The sequence below is a fragment of the Streptomyces sp. NPDC025651 genome, from assembly GCF_055558735.1.
In genome coordinates, this window is record NZ_JBVHLZ010000001.1 from 929,747 (window position 1) to 948,983 (window position 19,237).

At 72.2% G+C, this 19,237-nt stretch carries 17 protein-coding genes; 7 read left to right on the forward strand and 10 right to left on the reverse strand.

Features of this window, described 5'->3' with window-relative positions; all coding sequences use genetic code 11:
- Positions 1-308: 308 nt before the first annotated feature.
- Complete coding sequence (locus ACZ4D5_RS04450) at positions 309-890, forward strand: TMEM165/GDT1 family protein (protein WP_467770822.1); 582 nt, start codon at positions 309-311, stop codon at positions 888-890.
- A 213-nt stretch (positions 891-1,103) separates the two neighbouring features.
- Complete coding sequence (locus tag ACZ4D5_RS04455) at positions 1,104-1,778, forward strand: HAD family hydrolase (protein ID WP_467770823.1); 675 nt, start codon at positions 1,104-1,106, stop codon at positions 1,776-1,778.
- Between the two features lie 337 nt (positions 1,779-2,115).
- Here ACZ4D5_RS04455 and ACZ4D5_RS04460 read toward each other — a convergent pair whose 3' ends face one another.
- Positions 2,116-3,102 carry a peptidoglycan-binding domain-containing protein gene (locus ACZ4D5_RS04460; RefSeq protein ID WP_467770824.1) on the reverse strand — a complete coding sequence of 329 codons (987 nt, stop codon included), beginning with the start codon at positions 3,100-3,102 and terminating at the stop codon, positions 2,116-2,118.
- A 181-nt stretch (positions 3,103-3,283) separates the two neighbouring features.
- On the opposite strand from ACZ4D5_RS04460, the gene ACZ4D5_RS04465 reads away from it, so the two are divergent.
- Positions 3,284-5,347 (forward strand): DHA2 family efflux MFS transporter permease subunit, encoded by a 2,064-nt coding sequence (locus ACZ4D5_RS04465; RefSeq protein ID WP_467770825.1) that lies wholly within the window; start codon positions 3,284-3,286, stop codon positions 5,345-5,347.
- Here ACZ4D5_RS04465 and ACZ4D5_RS04470 read toward each other — a convergent pair.
- From ACZ4D5_RS04470 to ACZ4D5_RS04490, 5 genes are all read right to left on the reverse strand, one after another.
- Positions 5,327-5,866, reverse strand: a complete 540-nt coding sequence (locus ACZ4D5_RS04470; protein WP_467770826.1) for a GNAT family N-acetyltransferase — start codon at positions 5,864-5,866, stop codon at positions 5,327-5,329. The genes ACZ4D5_RS04465 and ACZ4D5_RS04470 overlap by 21 nt on opposite strands.
- 42 nt (positions 5,867-5,908) lie before the next feature.
- Positions 5,909-6,235, reverse strand: a complete 327-nt coding sequence (locus ACZ4D5_RS04475) for an antibiotic biosynthesis monooxygenase family protein (protein ID WP_467770827.1) — start codon at positions 6,233-6,235, stop codon at positions 5,909-5,911.
- Between the two features lie 26 nt (positions 6,236-6,261).
- Positions 6,262-6,717: a hypothetical protein gene (locus ACZ4D5_RS04480; protein ID WP_467770828.1), complete on the reverse strand. Its 456-nt coding sequence runs from the start codon at positions 6,715-6,717 to the stop codon at positions 6,262-6,264.
- Positions 6,710-7,372 (reverse strand): hypothetical protein, encoded by a 663-nt coding sequence (locus ACZ4D5_RS04485; protein ID WP_467770829.1) that lies wholly within the window; start codon positions 7,370-7,372, stop codon positions 6,710-6,712. Before ACZ4D5_RS04485 ends, ACZ4D5_RS04480 begins: the two co-directional genes overlap by 8 nt.
- 178 nt (positions 7,373-7,550) lie before the next feature.
- Entirely contained in the window at positions 7,551-7,955 is a 405-nt protein-coding gene (locus tag ACZ4D5_RS04490) for a DnaJ family domain-containing protein (protein WP_467770830.1), read from the reverse strand.
- A 112-nt stretch (positions 7,956-8,067) separates the two neighbouring features.
- On the opposite strand from ACZ4D5_RS04490, the gene ACZ4D5_RS04495 reads away from it, so the two are divergent.
- Positions 8,068-8,460 carry an FHA domain-containing protein gene (locus tag ACZ4D5_RS04495; RefSeq protein ID WP_467770831.1) on the forward strand — a complete coding sequence of 131 codons (393 nt, stop codon included), beginning with the start codon at positions 8,068-8,070 and terminating at the stop codon, positions 8,458-8,460.
- 39 nt (positions 8,461-8,499) lie between these two features.
- Here ACZ4D5_RS04495 and ACZ4D5_RS04500 read toward each other — a convergent pair whose 3' ends face one another.
- Entirely contained in the window at positions 8,500-9,183 is a 684-nt protein-coding gene (locus ACZ4D5_RS04500; protein WP_467770832.1) for an O-methyltransferase, read from the reverse strand.
- 142 nt (positions 9,184-9,325) lie between these two features.
- Here ACZ4D5_RS04500 and ACZ4D5_RS04505 point away from each other — a divergent pair, with 142 nt between their 5' ends.
- Positions 9,326-10,450, forward strand: coding sequence for a serpin family protein (locus tag ACZ4D5_RS04505; protein ID WP_467770833.1), 1,125 nt, complete (start codon positions 9,326-9,328; stop codon positions 10,448-10,450).
- 438 nt (positions 10,451-10,888) lie between these two features.
- Here the strand turns inward: ACZ4D5_RS04505 and proP are convergent, their stop codons facing one another.
- Positions 10,889-12,277, reverse strand: a complete 1,389-nt coding sequence (gene proP, locus ACZ4D5_RS04510; protein WP_467771481.1) for a glycine betaine/L-proline transporter ProP — start codon at positions 12,275-12,277, stop codon at positions 10,889-10,891.
- Between the two features lie 484 nt (positions 12,278-12,761).
- Here proP and ACZ4D5_RS04515 point away from each other — a divergent pair, with 484 nt between their 5' ends.
- Entirely contained in the window at positions 12,762-14,813 is a 2,052-nt protein-coding gene (locus tag ACZ4D5_RS04515; protein WP_467770834.1) for a bifunctional glycosyltransferase 87/phosphatase PAP2 family protein, read from the forward strand.
- Here the strand turns inward: ACZ4D5_RS04515 and ACZ4D5_RS04520 are convergent.
- Together ACZ4D5_RS04520 and ACZ4D5_RS04525 are read right to left on the reverse strand one after the other, a co-directional pair.
- Positions 14,764-16,392, reverse strand: a complete 1,629-nt coding sequence (locus tag ACZ4D5_RS04520) for a hypothetical protein (protein WP_467770835.1) — start codon at positions 16,390-16,392, stop codon at positions 14,764-14,766. The two genes, ACZ4D5_RS04515 and ACZ4D5_RS04520, sit on opposite strands and share 50 nt — an antisense overlap.
- Positions 16,393-16,566: 174 nt before the next feature.
- A complete protein-coding gene (locus ACZ4D5_RS04525; RefSeq protein ID WP_467770836.1) occupies positions 16,567-17,811 on the reverse strand; it encodes a cytochrome P450 in 1,245 nt (414 codons plus the stop codon).
- A 250-nt stretch (positions 17,812-18,061) separates the two neighbouring features.
- Between ACZ4D5_RS04525 and ACZ4D5_RS04530 the strand changes: the two genes are divergently transcribed.
- On the forward strand, positions 18,062-19,231 hold the full coding sequence (locus tag ACZ4D5_RS04530; RefSeq protein ID WP_467770837.1) for a steroid 3-ketoacyl-CoA thiolase: 1,170 nt from the start codon (positions 18,062-18,064) through the stop codon (positions 19,229-19,231).
- Positions 19,232-19,237 lie beyond the last annotated feature (6 nt).

Sequence of the window (19,237 nt, forward strand, 5' to 3'; positions counted from 1 at the left end):
GTCACCCGGGGGTGGGGCGAAAGGCCCTGGCCGGGGGTGGTGGGAGGTCCCGTACTATGGACGGCGCAGAAGGGGAGTAGCTCTTCGCCGGACCGTCGACATACTGCTCAGCTCGTCTGAGCCGGCGCCCGGAGGCAGGCCCGTGAGGGTCGGCCAGCGAGACCTTCGGCAAGCAGTGCCGGCGTACGCACCCGCGTGCGCCGTGACGTACGCATCCGCGTGCGTCCGTGTGCGCTGCCGTGCCGAGGTGTCGTACGCGAAGCGGTGGAACACTCTCGGTGGGGCGGCCCCGACCGATTGAGGAACCCTTGATCAGCTTCAGCGTGACGGCGCTCGTCTTCGGCGTCGTCTTCCTTGCCGAGCTGCCCGACAAGACGGCGCTGGCCGGGCTCGTCCTCGGCACGCGCTACCGCGCCTCGTACGTCTTCGCGGGTGTCGCGGCGGCCTTCGCCGTCCATGTGGTCCTCGCCGTCGCGGCGGGCAGCGTCCTGACCCTGCTGCCGCAACAGCTGGTGCACGCGCTCACGGGCGTCCTCTTCCTCGGGGGCGCGGCGATGCTGCTGCTCAAGGGCGGGGACGACGAGGAGGAGGTCAGGCAGCCCGAGGACCAGAGCTTCTGGAAGGTGTCCGGGGCGGGCTTCATGCTCATCCTGGTCGCCGAGTTCGGTGACCTGACGCAGATCATGACGGCGAACATGGCCGCCCGTTACGACGACCCGCTCTCCGTCGGGCTCGGTGCCGTGCTCGCGCTCTGGGCGGTCGCCGGGCTCGGCATCGTCGGCGGAAAGGCGCTGATGAAGCGGGTGCCGCTGGCGCTCATCACGAAGATCGCCGCCCTGCTGATGCTGGGGCTCGGGGTGTGGAGCCTGTACGAGGCGATCGCCGCGTGAGGTCGCCCCGCGCGGGGTCGGGGTGGGCCGCGTGCGGGGTCGGGGGGTCTGCGGGGGAGTCGTCCCTTTTGGGGGTGCTTATGGGGTGTGACCTGCGGCGTTGGCGTTTGGCGCCCACGTTTTGTACCGTGCAGGAACAAAGTGGCTCCGCCCGTACTCCCTGACCGGCGGGCGGGGCTGCCTTGATCTTCCTCTGCGCTCTGGAGCATGCCGATGACGGCCACGACCGCCGCCTCTGTTCTGACCGCCCGCGCCGTCCTCCTCGACATGGACGGCACCCTCGTCAACTCCGACGCCGTCGTCGAGCGCTGCTGGCGGCGCTGGGCCGAGCGGCACGGGCTCGACTTCGACGAGGTCATCAAGGTCGTCCACGGGCGGCAGGGGTACGCGTCCATGGCGGTGCTGCTGCCGGAGCGGCCCATGGAGGAGAACCACGCGGAGAACCGCGAGATGCTCGCCGCGGAGACCTCCGACATGGAGGGCGTCGTGCCGGTGCCCGGAGCGCCCGCGTTCATGGCCGCGCTGTCCGGTCTGCGTCTGCCGCACGCGCTCGTGACCTCCGCCGACGTGCCGCTGTCCACAGGGCGGATGGCCGCGGCCGGGCTCGCGCTGCCGGACGTGCGGGTGACCGCGGAGAGCGTGAGCGCGAGCAAGCCGGACCCCGAGGGCTTCCTCAAGGGGGCGGCCGAGCTCGGTTTCGACCCCGCCGACTGCGTGGTCTTCGAGGACTCCGAGGCGGGCATCCTCGCCGGGCGGGCCGCCGGCATGCGGGTCGTGGGCGTCGGCCCCCGGGCCGCGCGGTTCGGTCCCACGGTGCACGTCGACGACCTGACCCGCGTCGAGGTCGCCGACGCCGGGGACCAGGGGATCCGGCTGACGTTCGGCTGAGCGGCGGCGGCCTGCGGCCGAGGCCGCCGCGCCCACGCCTTGCGACCGCCGTGCCGGGCGAGTTCCGGCCCTGCGCCCACGCTTCCCGGGCCGCCGTGCCCACGCTTCCCGGGCCCCGTGCCTACGCCTCTCGGCCGTCGTGCCTTCGTTTTCCGGCCACCGTGCCTACGCTTCCGGGTCCGTGTCCACGCTTTCCGGCCGTCGCGCCCACTCCTTGTGGCTGCCGTGCCAGCGCCTTCCGGCCCGTGCCTATGCTTCCCGGCCTCCGTGCCCGTGCCTCCGGGGCCCCGTGCCCACGCCTCCCGTGTCTACGGCTCCCGGCTCCCGGCCCCCGCGCCTACGGCTCCGTAGTCTCCGATTCGAGGCTGCGGCGTGTTTGCCTGCCGTACTCGCCCGGAGGGTCGTCGCGCAGGCCCCGTGCCCACTGGTAGCGGGTCACCGCGGACGTGACCTGGGCGGAGTACGTGCCGTCCCGTTCCCCCACGTACAGGTAGAGCTGGCTCAGGCGGCCCTGCAGCTCCGTGACCCGGGGCCCCTTGTCGCCCTCCCGCAGCGTCGTGCCCGCCGCCCTGCCGGGTGATGACGACGACGTGCCCACCGAGCCCGTCGCGCGCGCCGTCGGCGGTGGCGACGACGGGGGCCGAGCCGAGCGCGTGGGAGAGGGCGGCGGCGTCGCACTCGTGATCGCGGCCGCGGACGGGCTGCGCGTGGGCGACGGCGAACCCTTCCGTGAGGGCGGTACCGGCTTCGTCGGGTCGGCGGGCGCCGACATCGGGGCGTCCGGCAGCGCGCGGTCCCTGGTCGGCCCGTCCGTCGCCGAGGAGAACAGGCCCGTCACCAGGACGGCGGCACCTGCCACGGCGGCCACGGTGCCCACAGCCCCGGCGAGCAGCAGGGAGCGGCGCCCGCGGGCCGGTCCTCCGTCCGCCTCCGGGGGCGGGGGCTCGTACGACTCGGGGGACTGACCCTCGTACGGCTGGGGAGGCAGGCTCTCGTACGCCTTGGGAGGCGGAGCGGGCGGCACTGCGGGCCGTAGCGGCGCCGTGTCCGCGCGGGATCCGGCAGGGGCGCCCGCGTCGGGGTCCGGCAGGGACACATAGGGGCGTATGCGCAGCGGGTTGAAGTCCTCCGCTGCCGCCGCGTCCGCGGACCGCGTGCGCCGCGCCGCGTCCGAGGCGCGCCGGGCACAGCCGCACGCCGCGGTGCTCCCGGGCTCCCGCGCCGCCCGGCACTCCGGGCACCGCAGGCCCTCGGGCCCCGGCTGTCCCTCCGGCCCCTGCGGCCGATTCCGCTCCCGTCCGTCCCGCTGGTTCCGTCCGGCCATCGCCGTACCCCTCCCCTCCCGTGGCGTGCGCACCATGCGGTCCGTCCGCCCCGGGAACCCCGGCGATTATGCCGACCCCCGCCTCGCTTCAACAGGCCATAACCCGTGACACGGACCAGGATGGAGAGGGAGGCCCCCAGCGGACCCCGGCCCCCGGCCCCAGGACCCCCAGGAGGTGTCCATGACGCAGGACGTCAGCGCCCGCCCCGCGGGGCCCGAACCGGTGCCCGGCCGGGGCGGCAACGGGCATCCGCCCGGCGGCGTACTGGTCTCCATCGGCGCGCTGCTCCTCGGCATGCTGCTCGCCGCCCTCGACCAGACGATCGTCTCCACCGCGCTGCCGACGATCGTCAGTGACCTCGGCGGCATGGACCACCTGTCCTGGGTCGTCACCGCGTACATGCTGGCCGCGACGGCCGCGACGCCGCTGTGGGGAAAGCTCGGCGACCAGTACGGCCGCAAGAAGCTGTTCCTTACCGCGATCCTGATCTTCCTGGTCGGCTCGGCGCTGTGCGGCATGGCGCAGAACATGCCGCAGCTCATCGGCTTCCGCGCGCTGCAGGGCCTCGGCGGCGGCGGGCTCATGGTCCTCTCCATGGCGATCGTGGGCGACCTCGTCTCGCCGCGCGAACGCGGCAAGTACCAGGGCCTGTTCGGCGCGGTCTTCGGCGCGACCAGCGTCCTCGGGCCGCTGCTCGGCGGCCTCTTCACCGAGCACCTCAGCTGGCGCTGGGTCTTCTACGTCAACCTGCCCGTCGGCGTGATCGCGCTCCTCGTCATCGCCACCACGCTGCACATCCCGGTGCGCGGCGCCTCGCACACCATCGACTACCTGGGCACCTTCCTCATCGCGTCCGTCGCCACCTGCCTGGTGCTCGTCGCCTCGCTCGGCGGCACCACCTGGGCCTGGGGCTCGCCGCAGATCATCGGGCTCGCGGTGCTCGGCGTGGTCCTCGCCCTCGTCTTCGTGTCCGTGGAGAAGAAGGCCGCGGAGCCGGTGATCCCGCTGAAGCTGTTCAGGATCCGCACCTTCACGCTCTCCGCCGTCATCAGCTTCGTCGTGGGCTTCGCGATGTTCGGGGCGATGACCTATCTGCCGACGTTCCTGCAGGTCGTGCAGGGGGTCTCACCGACCATGTCGGGCGTGCACATGCTGCCGATGGTGGTCGGCATGCTCCTGTCGACCACCGCGTCCGGGCAGATCGTCAGCCGGACCGGACGCTGGAAGGTCTTCCCCGTCGCGGGCACGGCGGTGACGACGCTCGGCCTGCTCCTGCTCCACCAGCTGAACGAGAACAGCCCCACCCTGGAGATGAGCGCGTACTTCTTCGTCTTCGGCCTGGGCCTCGGCCTGGTCATGCAGGTCCTCGTGCTCATCGTGCAGAACGCCGTCAGCTACGAGGATCTGGGCGTCGCCACCTCCGGCGCGACCTTCTTCCGCTCGATCGGCGCCTCCTTCGGCGTCGCGATCTTCGGCACGATCTTCACCAACCGGCTCGGCGACAAGCTCACCGACGCCCTCGCCGGGCAGCAGCTGCCGCCGGGCCTGAGCGTCGGCGCCCTGGAGGCGGACCCGCGCGGTATCTCCCGGCTCCCCGCCGAGCTGCGCCCCAGCGCCCTGCACGCGTACGCCTCCTCGATCACGGACGTCTTCCTGTACGCGGCGCCGGTCGCCCTGCTCGCCTTCGTCCTCGCCTGGTTCCTGAAGGAGGACAAGCTGCGCGGCTCGGTCACGGCGCCCGACCCCACCCAGACGCTGGCCAGCAACCCGGTGGAGCGTTCCTCGTACGACGAGTGCGCGCGGGCGCTCTCGGTGCTCGGCACCCGCGAGGGACGGCGCGCGATCTACGAGAAGATCACCGCGCGGGCGGGCTACGACCTGCTGCCGGCGGCCAGTTGGCTGCTCCTGCGCATCGCACGGCACGGCTCCGTGGAGCCCGGGGTGCTCGCCGAGCGGACCACCGTGCCGCTGACCGTCATCACGGCGGCCGCCCGCCAGGTCGAGGAGCGCCGCCTCGCGGAGCGGCAGGGCCTGGAGATGAGCCTGACCGAGCGGGGCCGCGAGGTCGCGGCCGATCTCGCCAGGGCCCGCGAGGAGTCCCTGTCCGAACTGCTCGGCGACTGGTGGGGCCCGGACCGCCCGACCGACCTCGTCCGACTGGTCGGGGAGCTCAGCGCCGAACTGAGCGGTTCGGAGTCGGAGCGGCCGCAGGACGGGTCGGCGTCAGCCCGCGCCACCGCCTGAGCCGAGCTTCTTGGCGAACCAGTGCTGGGAGTACCGGTCGTCGTTGTACGGCTCGGTCTCCTCGAACCCGCACCGCGTGTACAGCGTGCGGGACTCCACCAGGTCGGTGCGGGTGTCGAGCACGAGCCGCTCCGCGCCGAGCGCACGGGCCGCGTCCTCGGCGGCCGCGATCAGCCGGGGCGCGCCGCCCCTGCCGCGCATGTCCTTGCGTACGAAGACGCGCTTGAGCTCGGCGGTGTGCGCGTCGCGGAGCCGGACTCCCGCCGTGCCGACCGCCTCGCCCTCGAACCACGCGACGAGGAGCACGCCGCCCGGCGGCGCGAGATCGGCCCCGGTCTCCTCGGCGATCCCGCGCTCCAGCTCTTCGGGGTCCGTGGGACGCCCGTCGTGGAGGAGGTAGTAGCGGTCGCTGACCTCGGTGTAGTACGTGCGCCACAGCGCGGCGGCCACGGGGGAGTCGTACGCCTCGGGGGCGATGGTCCAGGGGCCGGTGGGGGTGGTGGGGGCGGCGTTGGTCATGCGCTCATTCTGGGGCCGTGCGGACGCCGCCCCGCAAGTGAATTAGGCCTTGGGAGCGGCCTGCTGGACGACCTCGAACGACCAGACCGTCGACCCGGAGGCGGCGGGCTTGGGGCGCTCGCCGCCACCCTCGCCGCCGCCCTGGTGGGCGGCCTTCATGGGGCCCTCCATCCATGCCTGGAAGGAGGCCTCGTCGCGCCAGCGGGTGTAGACGAGGTACTGGTCGGTGCCCTCGATGGGGCGCAGCAGTTCGAACCACTCGAAGCCGTCGGAGCTCTCCACCGCGCCCGCGCGGGACGCGAAGCGCTTCTCCAGGACCTCTCGCTGTTCCTCGGGGACCGTCAGGGCGTTGATCTTCACGATGCTCATGCCGTCATCCTGCCGCACGGCAGGGCTCACATGCGCAGCAGGTGTTCGGCCGTCTCGCGGTAGTCGCGCAGGGCCAGGCGGAGCTGCTCCGTGTCGGCGGTCGGGGTTCCGTCGCCGGGCGTGCCCTCGGACGCGGACGGCAGGGACTCCCAGGACGTGCGCAGCGTGCGGCGGCGCTCGGCGAGGGTCTGGGTGAGGCCCGTGATGGCCTCCTCCAGGATGCGGTCGGCGTCCTCGACGGCGTCGCGCGGGCCGTCGACGAAGCCGTTCACCGCGTTCTGGAGGCGCAGCGTCAGCTTGTCGCGTTCCGTGGGCGGGAAGAGGGTGGCCGACCGGCCCGCGGGCGCCTGCGTCGCGGGCGTCTGGCCCGTGGGCGTCGTCTGTGCCGCGGGCGTCTGGCCTTCGGGGGTCTGGCCTGCGGGCGCCTGGCCCATGGGCGTTCGCGCTGCGGTGGTATGCGCCGGATTCGTCTGCTCAGCCATGCTGAACTCCCTTGTGGGTGATGCCGGTCGAGCGCTTGCGCGGGGTGTGCTTGCCGTGGTGTGCCGGGGCGCGGTCCGAGGGCTGCTCCGCCACCAGGGCGTCGAACAGCGCCCGCGCCTCGATCATGGCCGCGCGCAGCTCCTCGGTGCCCGCGTGGTCCGTGCCCGCACGGCCGTCCTCGGCGCCCGTCGAGTCGAGCGCCGCGCGGTGCACCCTGCGGTAGCCGTGGACGTGGTGGGCGTGGTGCACGGAGAGCGCGTCGAGCTGGTCCTCGTAGTGGCCCGCGTCGGGGAAGCCGCGGGCTCCGGCGAGTTCGGCGATGAGCCGGTCCGCCTCGGTCACCGCCTCGCGCGGGGAGTCGACGAAGCGCTCCTGGGCGACGGTCCAGCGGGCCGTGAACTGCTCGCGCGCGGCGGGCTCCAACGGTCGCGTACGCAGGGAGCCGTGCCGCTTCACACGCTCCCCGAGGTCGCGTTCGGCCGCCTTGGTGTCGCCGTCGTGGCGGGCGACCGCCCGGTCGTACTCGGGGCCGAAGCGCCGCTTGAGGCCGCGCCCGCCGCCGGCCCGCAGGCGCTTGCGGTTCAGCACGGCAGCGGCGGCGACGACGAGGACGGCGACGACCACGATCAGAGCGATGATCATGACTGTGGACATGGGGTGCCTTCTCGGCTCGGGGACGGTCTGGGCGCGGGGACTGTGGGAGTCCCGCGCCCGTCCCCGGGGCGAGTTGCCCGGAATCGGGCCGCCAAACGGCCTGCCGGGCGGTCTGCCGGGCGTTCTGCGGGTGGTCTGCCGGGCGCTCTGCCAGCGGGCTGCCGGACGAGCCGACGGCTCAGGCCGGGTGGCGTTCCCGCCAGTCGCGCGCGATCTCGTCGACGTCGTAGGGCGTCAGGCCGAGCGGAGGTCCCGGCGGCGGGGTGCGCAGCGCCTCGCGGATCTTTTCGTTGAGCTCCGTCACGAGTGTGCGCGCCACGCGTTCGGACGGGGCGGCGGCGGCCGCGGCCAGCGTGTCCTCGGCCTCCTTGCGCAGGGCGAGGGTGGGCGACAGGTAGGAGAGGCCCTCACGGGCCATCTTCTGCTTGATCCACCAGTTCTCGTCGGTCGTGGGGTCGGGGCCTTCCGGGAGGGGCTTGCCGCTGCCGGGCAGGGACGTGAACTCGCCCCGCTGCTCCGCCTCGCGGATCTGCCGGTCGATCCAGGACTCGAAGTTCACTCCAGGTGGCTTGCGCTCAGTCATGCGTCCATTGTCGCAGGGGGTCGTGCGCCCGCCCGTGGGGGCACTTAGGATGCGGCAGCGCGCGCCACGTCAACCGCGCCCGCGCCGCCGTGAGTTGAAGGAGCGTACGTACGTGCTTGAGCTGACCATGGCCTCGCTGTCCGGGGAGGACGCGGGCGCGACCGCCGGCATGCTCATGGCCGACGCGCCGAGCGAGCCGGGCGCCGTGCTGCGGGTGGGGCGCGACCGGGGCGTGTGCCGTCTGGCGACGCCCGACGACTGGCTGTTCGTGTCCCGTACGCACCTGGAGTTCCGCTGTGGCCCCGACGGGTCCTGGTCCGTCACCTGGCTGCGGGGTTCGAACCCCGACCCGGCCTCCGAGGTCCGTGTGGTGTCCGAGGGGACGGCGCGGACCCTCGCGTACGGAGGGGCCGCGCCGCTTCCCCGGGGCGGCTCGGGCGAGGTCGTCATCCAGGACCGGACGGGGCCGCGCAGCGTGAACGTGGGGTACTACCACGAGGGATGAGCCGCCCCGCGGCTCCGGTCGGTCCTTCCTCCCGCCGCGTCAGGCGACGACGCGGGCCAGCGCGAAGCCGTCGTATCCCTTGGTGCCCACCGTCTGGATCGCCGTGGCGCTCAACTTGGGGTGTTTGGCCATGAGTTCGAGCGCGGCGCGGGTGCCGCGCACGTTCGGGTCGGTGTGCGCGGCGTCGGTGACGGCGCCGCCCCGTACGACGTTGTCGAGGACGATCAGGCTGCCGGGGCGCGTGAGTTCGACCGCCCACTCCAGGTAGCGGGCGTTGTTGGTCTTGTCGGCGTCGATGAAGACGAAGTCGAAGGGGGCGGGGTGCGCGGCGTGCTCGGCGCCGAGTGCGGCGAGCGAGTCGAGGGCGGGGCCGACGCGGACCTCGGTGATCCCGTCGAGCCCGGCGCGGGCGAGGTTGCCGCGGGCCACGTCGGCGTGCTCGGGCTGGTATTCGAGGGTGACGAGGCTGCCGTCGGCGGGCAGGGCGCGGGCCAGCCAGATGGTGCTGTAGCCGCCGAGGGTGCCGATCTCCAGGATCCTGCGGGCGCCCTGGATCTGCGCGAGGAGGTGGAGCAGCTTGCCCTGGTTCGGGGCGACGTTGATCTGCGGCAGGCCGGCCGCGTCGCTGTCGCGCAGGGCGGCGGTCAGGGTCTCGTCCGCCGGGGCGAGGAGGCCGGTGAAGTAGTCGTCGACGGAGTTCCACTGCTGCTGATGCGTGGTCATGAGGGTCGGACGTTCCTTTCGACTGCCTAGTTAGTTTGGCTAAGAAGTCTTGGGCAGTCTAGCCGGGGCGCGGGGGATTGTCAGTGCGGGCTCGCATACTGGGTCGCGAAGATCGGCGGTGTCGGTGGGGCGGGGGAGCGGAATGGCGTACGAGGTGGAGCAGTTGGGGCAGGCGATGCCCGCGGCGGTCGTCCAGGGGTTCGCCGGGCGGTGGCTGCCCGAGATGGAGCGCTCGGCCCAAGACGCCGGTGGCGCGGGGGACTTCGTGTGCTCGCCCGCCGGGATGTGGCTCGCGCTGGCCGCGGTGGCGGCGGGCGCGCGGGGGCGGACTGCGGACGAGCTGCGGGAGCTGCTCGGGGTCGCGGGGGCCGACGCGGCGCGTGCGGTGACGGGCGGTGCGCGGGCGCTGGCGGGCACGGACGCGCTGGGCGTCGCCACGCGCGTGTGGAGCCGGGCGCCCGTCCGTCGGGAGTATCGCGAGGCCTTGCCGGACATCGGATTCGGGGCGATGGATCCGGAGGCCGCCGACGCGTGGGTGCGGGAGGCCACGGACGGGATGATCGAGCGCCTTCCGGTGGTCGTCACTCCGGACACGGTGCTCCTCCTCGTCAACGCGCTGGTGCTGAAGGCGCGTTGGGAGCATCCCTTTGAAGGGGCGGGGACGCGTGATGCCGCCTTCACGGATGCGGCGGGGGCCGTCCATCAGGTGCCCACGATGCATCGGGCGGTCGCGGTCGGGGACGCGTGGGCCGTGGGTGGGGCGCGTGTCGTGGAGCTGCGGTGTGCCGCGCGGGGCGGGGGGCCTTCTTCGGTGCGGGTCCGGTTCGTGCTGGGGGAGCCGGGGGAGGGGCCGGGTGCCGTGCTGCCGCTGGGGTGGGCGGCGCGGGAGCGGTGCGTGGCCCTTGACGCCGAGGAGGTCGTCGTGGCGCTGCCCCGGCTCTCGCTGCGTACGCGGGTTGACGCGACGGAGCAGTTGGCCGCGCTGGGGGTGCGGTGGGCGATGAGCGATGCGGCCGACTTCTCCGGGATGGCGCGGGAGCGGTTGGCGATGTCGCAGGTTGTTCAGGAGGCCGTGGTGAAGGTTGCCGAGGAGGGGGTCGAGGCGGCGGCGGTTACGGCTGTGCCGATGCGGCCGGGTGCGGCGTATCGGGTGCGGCGGGTCGAGCGGGTTGCCTTTGAGCGGCCGTTCGGGGTGGTGGTGCTCGACGGGGCGGGGGAGGTGCCGTTGTTCGTGGGGTGGCAGGCGGGGGTGCCTGGGGTGCCGTAGGCCTCCGGCGGTTTCGTCCCCGAGCCCGCCCCTTCCCGAAGCCGGGGGCCCTGCCCCCGCGCCCCCGAAGCCGGCTCGGCCTCCTGGGGCTCCGCCCCAGACCCCGCTCCTCAAACGCCGGAGGGGCTGAAAAGCAGCAGGCGTCGGAGGGGCTGGGAACGGCGGACGCCGGAGGGGCTGAAAAGCAGCTGGGATCGGAGGGGTTGAGGGCGGCAGGTGCCGGAGGTGCTGAAAGCAGCAGGCGTCGGAGGGGTTGAGGGCGGCGGACGCCGGAGGGGCTGAAAGCAGCGGGGATCGGAGGGGTTGAGGGCGGCAGGTGCCGGAGGGGCTGAAAGCAGCAGGCGTCGGAGGGGTTGAGAGCGGCGGACGCCGGAGGGGCTGAAAAGCAGCGGGGATCGGAGGGGGCGGAAGGTTCGGGGCTGTCCGCGAGGCTGGGTGTCAGGTGGGCTGGCGCAAGGCCCTTGCCTCTGCTTCGGTCTCCACCGACGCCGGTGAGCCCGGCAGGGGCCTGCGGGCCGACTCCGTCAGGAACCAGACCGCGATGCCGCCCACCACGGCCGCCGCCATCATGTAGTACGCGGGCATCATCTTGTCGCCCGTCGCACCGATCAGTGCCGTCACCACCAGCGGGGTCGTGCCGCCGAAGATCGAGACCGAGATGTTGAAGCCGATGGAGAGCGAGCCGTAGCGGACCTTGGTCGGGAACAGCGCCGGAAGGGTCGACGGCATCGATGCCGTGAAGCAGACCAGGAGCAGGCCGAGCGCGCCGAGGCCGAGGGCGATCGCCCAGAGCGAGCCCTCGCGGATCAGGAGGAGCGCGGGGACCGAGAGCAGGAAGAAGCCCGCGCAGCCCGTGGCGATCACCGGGCGGCGGCCCACGCGGTCCGTGAGCGCGCCCACGAACGGCTGGGCGCACATCATCAGGGCCATGACGGCCAGGATGACCAGGAGACCGTGCGTCTCGTCGTACTTCAGCTCGCTGGTCAGGTAGCTCGGCATGTACGACAGCAGCATGTAGTCCGTGACGTTGAAGACCAGGACCAGGCCCATGCACAGGAGCAGGGCCTTCCACTGGCCCGCGACCATGTCGCGCAGCCGCACCTTCGGGCGGGACTGCTCGTCCTTGTGCGCCTTCTCCAGCTCGGCGGCGAACGCCGGGGTCTCTTCGAGCTTCATGCGCAGGTACAGGCCGATCAGGCCCATCGGGCCCGCGATCAGGAACGGGATGCGCCAGCCCCAGGAGAGCAGGTCGTCCGTGGAGAGCAGCGCCGTCATCAGCGTGACCAGGCCCGCGCCGCCGATGTACCCCGCCAGCGTGCCGAACTCCAGCCAGCTGCCCAGGAACCCGCGCTTCTTGTCGGGGGCGTACTCCGCGATGAACGTCGAGGCGCCCGCGTACTCGCCGCCCGTCGAGAAGCCCTGCACCAGACGGGCCGCGAGGAGCAGGACCGGCGCCCAGACACCGATCGTGGCGTAGGACGGGATCAGGCCGATCGCGAACGTGCCCGCCGCCATCATGATCATGGTCAGCGCGAGCACCTTCTGACGGCCCACGCGGTCGCCGAGCGGGCCGAAGACCATGCCGCCCAGCGGCCGGATCAGGAAGGCCGCGGCGAAGGCGCCGAAGGTGGACAGCAGCTGGGCCGTGGGGTTGCCCGAGGGGAAGAAGACCTTGCCCAGCGTCACCGCGATGTAGCTGTAGACGCCGAAGTCGAACCACTCCATCGCGTTGCCGAGGGCCGCGGCCTTCACCGCGCGCTTGACCAGCGCCGGGTCGGTGACGGTGACCTCCTGGGCTGCTCCGCCGCCGGATGCGGGGGCGGGCAGGTGCTCTTCGGAGGGCTTCCTCGGTGCGACGGATGTGGCGCTCGGCAAGGGTTCGCTCGCCTGCTTTCGATCGACGACAACGGCAGGGCCGCACCCGGAAACCGGGGCGGCCCGAAAGCGACCATAGGTGCATACGGCACCGTTACGGTGGGTGTTCGAACGGATGCGCAACTCGTGAAAATGGCTTCTGTCCAGGTCAAACGGCATTTGTTCCGCTCGCCGCGACGAGCCGCCTTTGTGATCTATGTCGCTGCGTCGGCCGGGAACCGCGCACCGCGGCCCCGCCCGCACGCGAGGGACACGACACGAAAAAAGCCGACAGAAGACGGTGTGGCTGCCAGGTGAAGTGGTGGTTGCGTGCGTCTCACCCGTGGGGGCGCGGACTCGAAGGGCCGCACAAGGACCCGTCTCGACCGGGTCGCGCGAAGGCCCGCTCAATGACAGAGCCGCTGACGTACGGACGAGGCGGGAGGGTCGACGAGGCGTGGCGAACGTGGAGCACAGGGGACCTGGCGGAGCCTTGGGGACGGGGCGGGCCGGTGGACCCGAGGCGCGGATCGGGGTCATCCGCGTCACCCTCTGGCTGATCGCCGCCGTCCTGGCGATCCGGCAGGCGGCCGTCGTCCTGCGCACGCCGGAGGGCGAGCGCCTGACCGACCTGGAGACCTGGATCGGCCCGGACGGCGTCCTCCATGTCAACGGCTCCCTGTACGACGCGGACAAGTTCACCGGCACGCCCTTCGCGGGACTCGTCCTCAAACCCCTGGCCCGCTCCGGCGAACAGGCGCTCGGCTGGGCCTGGACCTTCGGCACGCTCGGCCTCGTCGTCGTGCTCGCCCTGGTCGCGGCGCGCGCCCTGCCCCAGCCGGTCTCCCGGCGCACCTCGCTGCTCGCCGCGCCCGTCGCGGTCAGCCTGCTCATCCTGTCGCTGCCGGTGCGCAACACCCTCCACCTCGGCCAGACCAGCATCATCCCGGTCCTGCTCGTCCTGCTCGGGCTCTTCGCGGTCCGCGGCGAGCGGGCCGGCGGCGTCCTGATCGGCATCGGCGCGGCCCTGCAGCCGACCATGCTGCTCTTCGCCGGGCTGCTCTGGCTCACCGGGCGCAGGAGGACCGCCGCGTCCACCGGTGCCGCCTTCGCCGCCTGCACCGCGCTCGCCTGGGCCGCGATGCCGGGCGACTCGGCGACGTACTGGATCCATCACCTCGCGGGAGCGGGCCTCGGCGCGAACCCCGACGCCAACGCCAACCAGTCGCTGCACGGCATGCTGCTGCGCCTCGGTCTCGAAGGCCCTCTGGAAGTAGGGCTGTTCGTGGTCCTGAGCGCGGCCGTCGTCGTCCTCGGCCTGCGCCGCGCCGTGCGCTACGCCGAGGACGGGCAGCTGCTGCTCGCCGTGGCGATCACCGGCTGCGTCGCGGTCGCGGTGTCGCCCACGACCTGGCAGCACCAGCTCCTGTGGGTGCTCTTCGCCGTGGTCGGCCGGGTCGGCAGGAAGCAGTCCGACCGGTACATGTGGCCGGTGGCCGTCGTCCTCGTGTCGACGCTGCCCGCCACGATGATGCTGCCGAACATGCCGGTGACCGAGCCGGTCCGCGACAACGTCGTGCTGATCGCGGCGCTCTCCGCCGCCGTCGCCGTGCCGTTCCTCTCCCGGACGCACCCGCAGTACCGGAGCCCGATCCCCACGGACTACGCCGCCGCCGTCCCCGCCCGCTGGACGTGGGTGCCGCTCGTCCCGTTCTGGCGGCGCGTCCTGACCCGCCCGAACCTCCTGCTCGAACTGCTCCTGATCCGCGTCGGCTACTCCGCGTACCAGCAGGTCAGGCTCGCCGCGACCGGCGGCACGATCTCCGGGGGCCGGGCCGACGCCGAGCGCCACGGCGCGCAGATCCACGGGATCGAGCAGGTCCTGCGCATCGACGTCGAGCACTGGTTCAACCACCTGACGGCGCGCACCGGCTGGCTGGAGGACTTCTTCAACTTCTATTACACGTCGTTCCACTTCGTGGTGCCGCTGACCGTCCTCGCCGTCCTGTACGCGCGCAGACCCGCCGAGTACCGCTGGGCTCGCTCCGCGCTCGGCTTCGCGACGGTCCTCGCCCTCGTCGGCTTCTGGGCCTACCCGCTCGCCCCGCCGCGCCTGATGCCGGAGCTCGGCTTCGTCGACACGGTGCACGGCGTGCAGGACTTCACCAAGCCCAACTACGGCACGCTGACCGACCTCACCAACCAGTACGCGGCGATGCCCTCGCTGCACTTCGGCTGGTCCCTGTGGTGCGGGCTCGTCATCGCGGTCCTCGCGCCGAAGTGGTGGATGAAGGCGCTCGGCCTGCTGCACCCGTTCCTCACGCTCTGCGCGATCGTCGGGACCGGCAACCACTGGGTGCTCGACGCGGTGGGCGGCGCGGCCGTGGTGGGCGCGGGCTTCGGCCTGACCTACCTCCTGTCGGGCCCCCGGGTGCGCGGGGCCCTGCGGAAGGCCCCCGTCACCGGCACGCCGCGGGAGGCTCCGGCGAACGACCGTACCCCGAGCTGATCTTGTAGGTGCCCGGCGCGGGCACCGAGAGACGCGTGAACTCGCCGTGCCGCTCCAGGCACGCGCCCTCGGCCCGCAGCCACGGCGAGTACACCAGGCGGACGGTGACCGAGCCGCGCTCGGGGACGCGGACCACCACGTCGGATCCGGTGGAGCGGACCACGGACGCGGGCTTCGACACCAGCGGCACGGAGTTCCTCACCTCGTAGATCCGCCAGTGCGCGTCCTTCCACACCGGCCGCAGCCACTTCGGGCCGTTCGCCACGAGGGCGGCCTCGTCCTCGGCGAACCCGTCGGGCTTCCCCGAGGGCAGCACCACATAGCCGACGGCCCACTTGTCCAGCCACGCGCGGTAGGTGCGCGCCGAGAACGAGCCGTCGTAGAAGAGCCGGCCGCGCTCGATGTCGAGCTGCCGGTTCCAGCCGCGCGCCATGTTCACGTACGGCGCGAGGGCGGTGGCCTCGCGGTGGTTGCGGGCCGGGACGACCTCGACGCGGGTGCGGTCGGCGCCGAGCCGCTCCAGCTCGCGGACCACGCCATGGGTGTCCACCGCCCACTTCGGGACCTTCGTCGAGACCACGAGGTCGTCGTAGGTCTTCTGGGCCACCCAGGCCGACGACAGCACGAGCGCCACCGCGAGGACGATCCGGCGCACGCGGTCCAGGCCGGGGGCGAGCAGCGCGGCGAGCAGCATGGCGGGGCCGACCAGCTCCGCGAGCCGCTCGACGTTCGTGCCGATCGGGGACGGGATGAGATACGTGAGCACGGTCCCGACCGCGTACACGGCGGCCCCCCACCGCGCCACCCGCCACTCGCGCGGCCCCGCGACGATCAGCGCCAGGCTGAACAGGACGGGCGGGAAGATCCGGTCGAAGGGCATCAAGTGCTCGCCGTCGAAGGGGAAGAGCACGGTGGTCGCCGCCACGACCAGGAACGGCGGCACGATCAGCGCCGCCGAACGCGTCCAGTCGCGTACGAAGAAGTAGCCCGCGCCCGCCACGACGAGGAAGAGCCCGGCCACCGGGGACCCCATGGTGGCGAGGGCCGCGCACACCACGGCGGCGACCGGGCGCCGCCGCCCGACCAGGGCCAGGCAGGCCGCGAGCCCGAAGGCGAGGCCGAGCGCGAACGTCGTACGGCCGGAGGCGACGTTGCACCACACGGCGAGCGAGGCGAGCACCGCGGGCCACAGCGGCCTTCGGATGCCGGTGCGCTCGATCAGGGCGGCGACCAGCCAGGCGCCCGCCACACCGGACAGGACCGTCACGGTCTTCACGCCGAGCACGGCCATCAGATGGGGCGAGATCAGGCTGTAGTTGGCGGTGTGCATGCCGCCGTACCAGAAGAGGCTGTACGCGGACGTGCCGTGCTCGGACGCGAACCTCGCCCAGGCTTCCTGCGCCGCGAGGTCACCGCCGCCCGTCGCGAGGAACGCCACCCACACCGCGTACAGGGGAAGGGTGGGCAGCGTCGCGAGGAGCGGCACGCGGTGGCGTCTTCGGAAGTCCCGGAAGGACGTGTTCCGCGAGCCCGGCGCACTGGTCGGAGTGAGCGAGATGTCAGCAGAAGCCACGGCCACCGTTTCCGTTCGAAGTCTTGGAAAGGCAAGGTTCACTTCTCAAGACGCCGCTCGCAACGGAAACGTTGGTTCAGCGGAGTGTCGGGCGAAGGCTTTTGAGACCTGTCGGCACCCTCCGGGGGAGGCAGGGGCGGGGCGTGAGGGAGAGAGGGCCCCTGCCTCCCTGGAGGCGGGTCAGCGCGTGCTGACCCGGAGCTCCTTGACGCCGTTGAGCCAGGCCGAGCGGAGCCTGCGCGGGTCGCCGGTCAGGCGCAGTCCCGGCATGGCGTCCGCGATGGCGTCGAAGATGAGGTTGATCTCCAGGACCGCGAGGGACTTGCCGAGGCAGAAGTGCGGGCCCCCGCCCCCGAAGCCCAGGTGGGGGTTGGGGTCGCGGGTGATGTCGAAGAGGCCGGGGTCCTCGAAGACGTCGGGGTCGTGGTTGGCGGAGGAGTAGAACATGCCGACCCGGTCGCCCTTCTTGATCCGGGCGCCGCCGAGTTCCGTGTCCTCCGTCGCGGTGCGCTGGAAGGAGACCACCGGGGTCGCCCAGCGCACGATTTCCTCGGCCGTGGTGCCGGGGCGCTCGCGCTTGTAGAGCTCCCACTGGTCGGGGTGGGTGAGGAAGGCGTGCATGCCGTGGGTGATGGCGTTGCGGGTGGTCTCGTTGCCGGCCACCGCGAGCAGGATCACGAAGAAGCCGAACTCGTCGGAGGAGAGGTTGCCCTCGTCCTCGGCGGCCACCAGCTGGCTGACGATGTCCTTCGCGGGGCACTCCTTGCGGGCCGCGGCGAGGTTCATCGAGTACGCGACGATCTCCATCGCGGCCTCGGCGCCGATCTCCTCGGTGATGGCGTACTCCGGATCGTCGTACGCCGCCATCTTGTTGGACCAGTCGAAGAGCTTGGAGCGGTCCTCCTGGTCCACGCCGATCAGCTCGGCGATGGCCTGCAGCGGGAGTTCGACGGCCACGTTCGTCACGAAGTCGAAGGCGCCCTCCGCGTCCGCGTTCTCCAGCGCCGTCTCGACGATGGAGCGGGCGCGGGTGCGCAGCGCCTCTTCGAGCGAGCGTATGGCGCGCGGCGTGAAGCCGCGCTGCACGATCTGGCGGACCCGGGTGTGCTCGGGCGGGTCCATGTTGAGCATGATCAGCTTCTGGACCTCGATCTGGTCGCGGCTGATCGACTCGTTGAAGCGGATGACCGCGGTGTTGAGGTTGGAGGAGAACAACTCCGGGTGGGTGGAGACGTACTTGACGTCCTCGTGCCGCGTCACGGCCCAGTAGCCCGCGTCGTCGAAGCCGGAGATCCGGGGCGGCTGGGTGATCCAGCGCACCGGCTCGGTCTGCCGCAGCCGTGCGAACTCCGGGAGGGGCACGCGGTCTTGGAGCAGGTCGGGGTCGGTGAAGTCGAACCCGTCGGGCAGCGCTGGACAGGGCATCGGCAACTCCAGGCGTGTGCTGAGTTCTGACGGTCCATCAGGAGATGGCTCGAAAGGTAGTAACGGGTTCTACAAGAGGCAAGGCCCATGACCGGCCGTATTGCGTGCGGGTTCTGCGCAAGGTGCGTGCAAGACCCTTGCGGCGCCGGGGGCCCGCTCAGCAGACTGCTGGGCAGAACTAGAACGCGTACTAGTTCCTCTCGCGAGCCGCCGGGACGGCTCGCGGGACGTGGAGGGAGAGGACGAGCCCATGGCCGCGGAACCCGTCATCGTCGAAGCAGTACGCACGCCCATCGGCAAGCGCGGCGGCGCGCTCGCCAATCTCCACCCCGCCTATCTGCTCGGCGAGACCTATCGCGAACTCCTCGGCCGCACCGGCATCCACGCGGACTGCGTCGAGCAGATCGTCGGCGGGACGGTGACGCACGCGGGCGAGCAGTCCATGAACCCCGCGCGCACGGCCTGGCTCACCATGGGCCTCCCCTACGAGACCGCGGCGACCACCGTGGACTGCCAGTGCGGCTCCTCGCAGCAGGCGAGCCACATGGTCGCCAACATGGTCGCGGCCGGCGTCATCGACATCGGCATCAGCTGCGGCGTCGAGGCCATGTCGCGGGTGCCGCTCGGCTCGGGGTCCAAGCACGGCCCCGGCAAGCCCTTCCCCGACGAGTGGAACGTCGACCTGCCCAACCAGTTCGAGGCCGCCGAGCGCATCGCCCGCAAGCGCGGCCTGACCCGCGAGAACGTGGACTCGCTCGGCCTCATCTCGCAGGAGCGGGCGGGGGCCGCCTGGTCCGAGGAGCGCTTCAAACGCGAGACGTTCGCCGTGCAGGTGCCCACCACCGAGGAGGAGCAGGCGGCGGGGCAGGGCATGTGGCGGCTCGTCGACCGGGACGAGGGCCTGCGCGACACGACCATGGAGGCGCTCGGCGGCCTCAAGCCGGTCATGCCGACCGCCGTGCACACGGCGGGCAACTCCTCGCAGATCTCGGACGGCGCGGCGGCGATCATGTGGGCGTCCAAGCGGATGGCGCGGGCGCTGAAGCTGAAGCCGCGGGCGCGGATCGTCGCGCAGGCGCTGGTGGGCGCCGACCCGCACTTCCACCTGGACGGTCCGATCGACGCCACGCGGGCGGTGCTCGGCAAGGCCGGGATGTCCCTGAAGGACATCGACGTCGTGGAGATCAACGAGGCCTTCGCGTCGGTGGTGCTGAGCTGGGCGCAGGTCTTCGGGCAGGACCTGGAGAAGGTGAACGTGAACGGCGGCGCGATCGCGCTCGGCCATCCCGTGGGGGCGACGGGCGCGCGCCTCATCACGACGGCCCTGCATGAACTGGAGCGCAGGGACAAGGAGTTCGCGCTGGTGACGATGTGTGCGGGGGGCGCTGTCGCCACGGGGACGATCTTGCAGCGGCTGTAGTCCGGG

Excerpts from the sequence above, each read along its gene's own strand:
- ACZ4D5_RS04455 (WP_467770823.1), top strand. The coding sequence starts at position 1,104 with ATGACGGCCACGACCGCCGCCTCTGTTCTGACCGCCCGCGCCGTCCTC.
- ACZ4D5_RS04460 (WP_467770824.1), bottom strand. The coding sequence starts at position 3,102 with ATGGCCGGACGGAACCAGCGGGACGGACGGGAGCGGAATCGGCCGCAG.
- ACZ4D5_RS04465 (WP_467770825.1), top strand. The coding sequence starts at position 3,284 with ATGACGCAGGACGTCAGCGCCCGCCCCGCGGGGCCCGAACCGGTGCCC.
- ACZ4D5_RS04470 (WP_467770826.1), bottom strand. The coding sequence starts at position 5,866 with ATGACCAACGCCGCCCCCACCACCCCCACCGGCCCCTGGACCATCGCC.
- ACZ4D5_RS04475 (WP_467770827.1), bottom strand. The coding sequence starts at position 6,235 with ATGAGCATCGTGAAGATCAACGCCCTGACGGTCCCCGAGGAACAGCGA.
- ACZ4D5_RS04480 (WP_467770828.1), bottom strand. The coding sequence starts at position 6,717 with ATGGCTGAGCAGACGAATCCGGCGCATACCACCGCAGCGCGAACGCCC.
- ACZ4D5_RS04485 (WP_467770829.1), bottom strand. The coding sequence starts at position 7,372 with ATGTCCACAGTCATGATCATCGCTCTGATCGTGGTCGTCGCCGTCCTC.
- ACZ4D5_RS04490 (WP_467770830.1), bottom strand. The coding sequence starts at position 7,955 with ATGACTGAGCGCAAGCCACCTGGAGTGAACTTCGAGTCCTGGATCGAC.
- ACZ4D5_RS04500 (WP_467770832.1), bottom strand. The coding sequence starts at position 9,183 with ATGACCACGCATCAGCAGCAGTGGAACTCCGTCGACGACTACTTCACC.
- ACZ4D5_RS04505 (WP_467770833.1), top strand. The coding sequence starts at position 9,326 with ATGGCGTACGAGGTGGAGCAGTTGGGGCAGGCGATGCCCGCGGCGGTC.
- ACZ4D5_RS04525 (WP_467770836.1), bottom strand. The coding sequence starts at position 17,811 with ATGCCCTGTCCAGCGCTGCCCGACGGGTTCGACTTCACCGACCCCGAC.
- ACZ4D5_RS04530 (WP_467770837.1), top strand. The coding sequence starts at position 18,062 with ATGGCCGCGGAACCCGTCATCGTCGAAGCAGTACGCACGCCCATCGGC.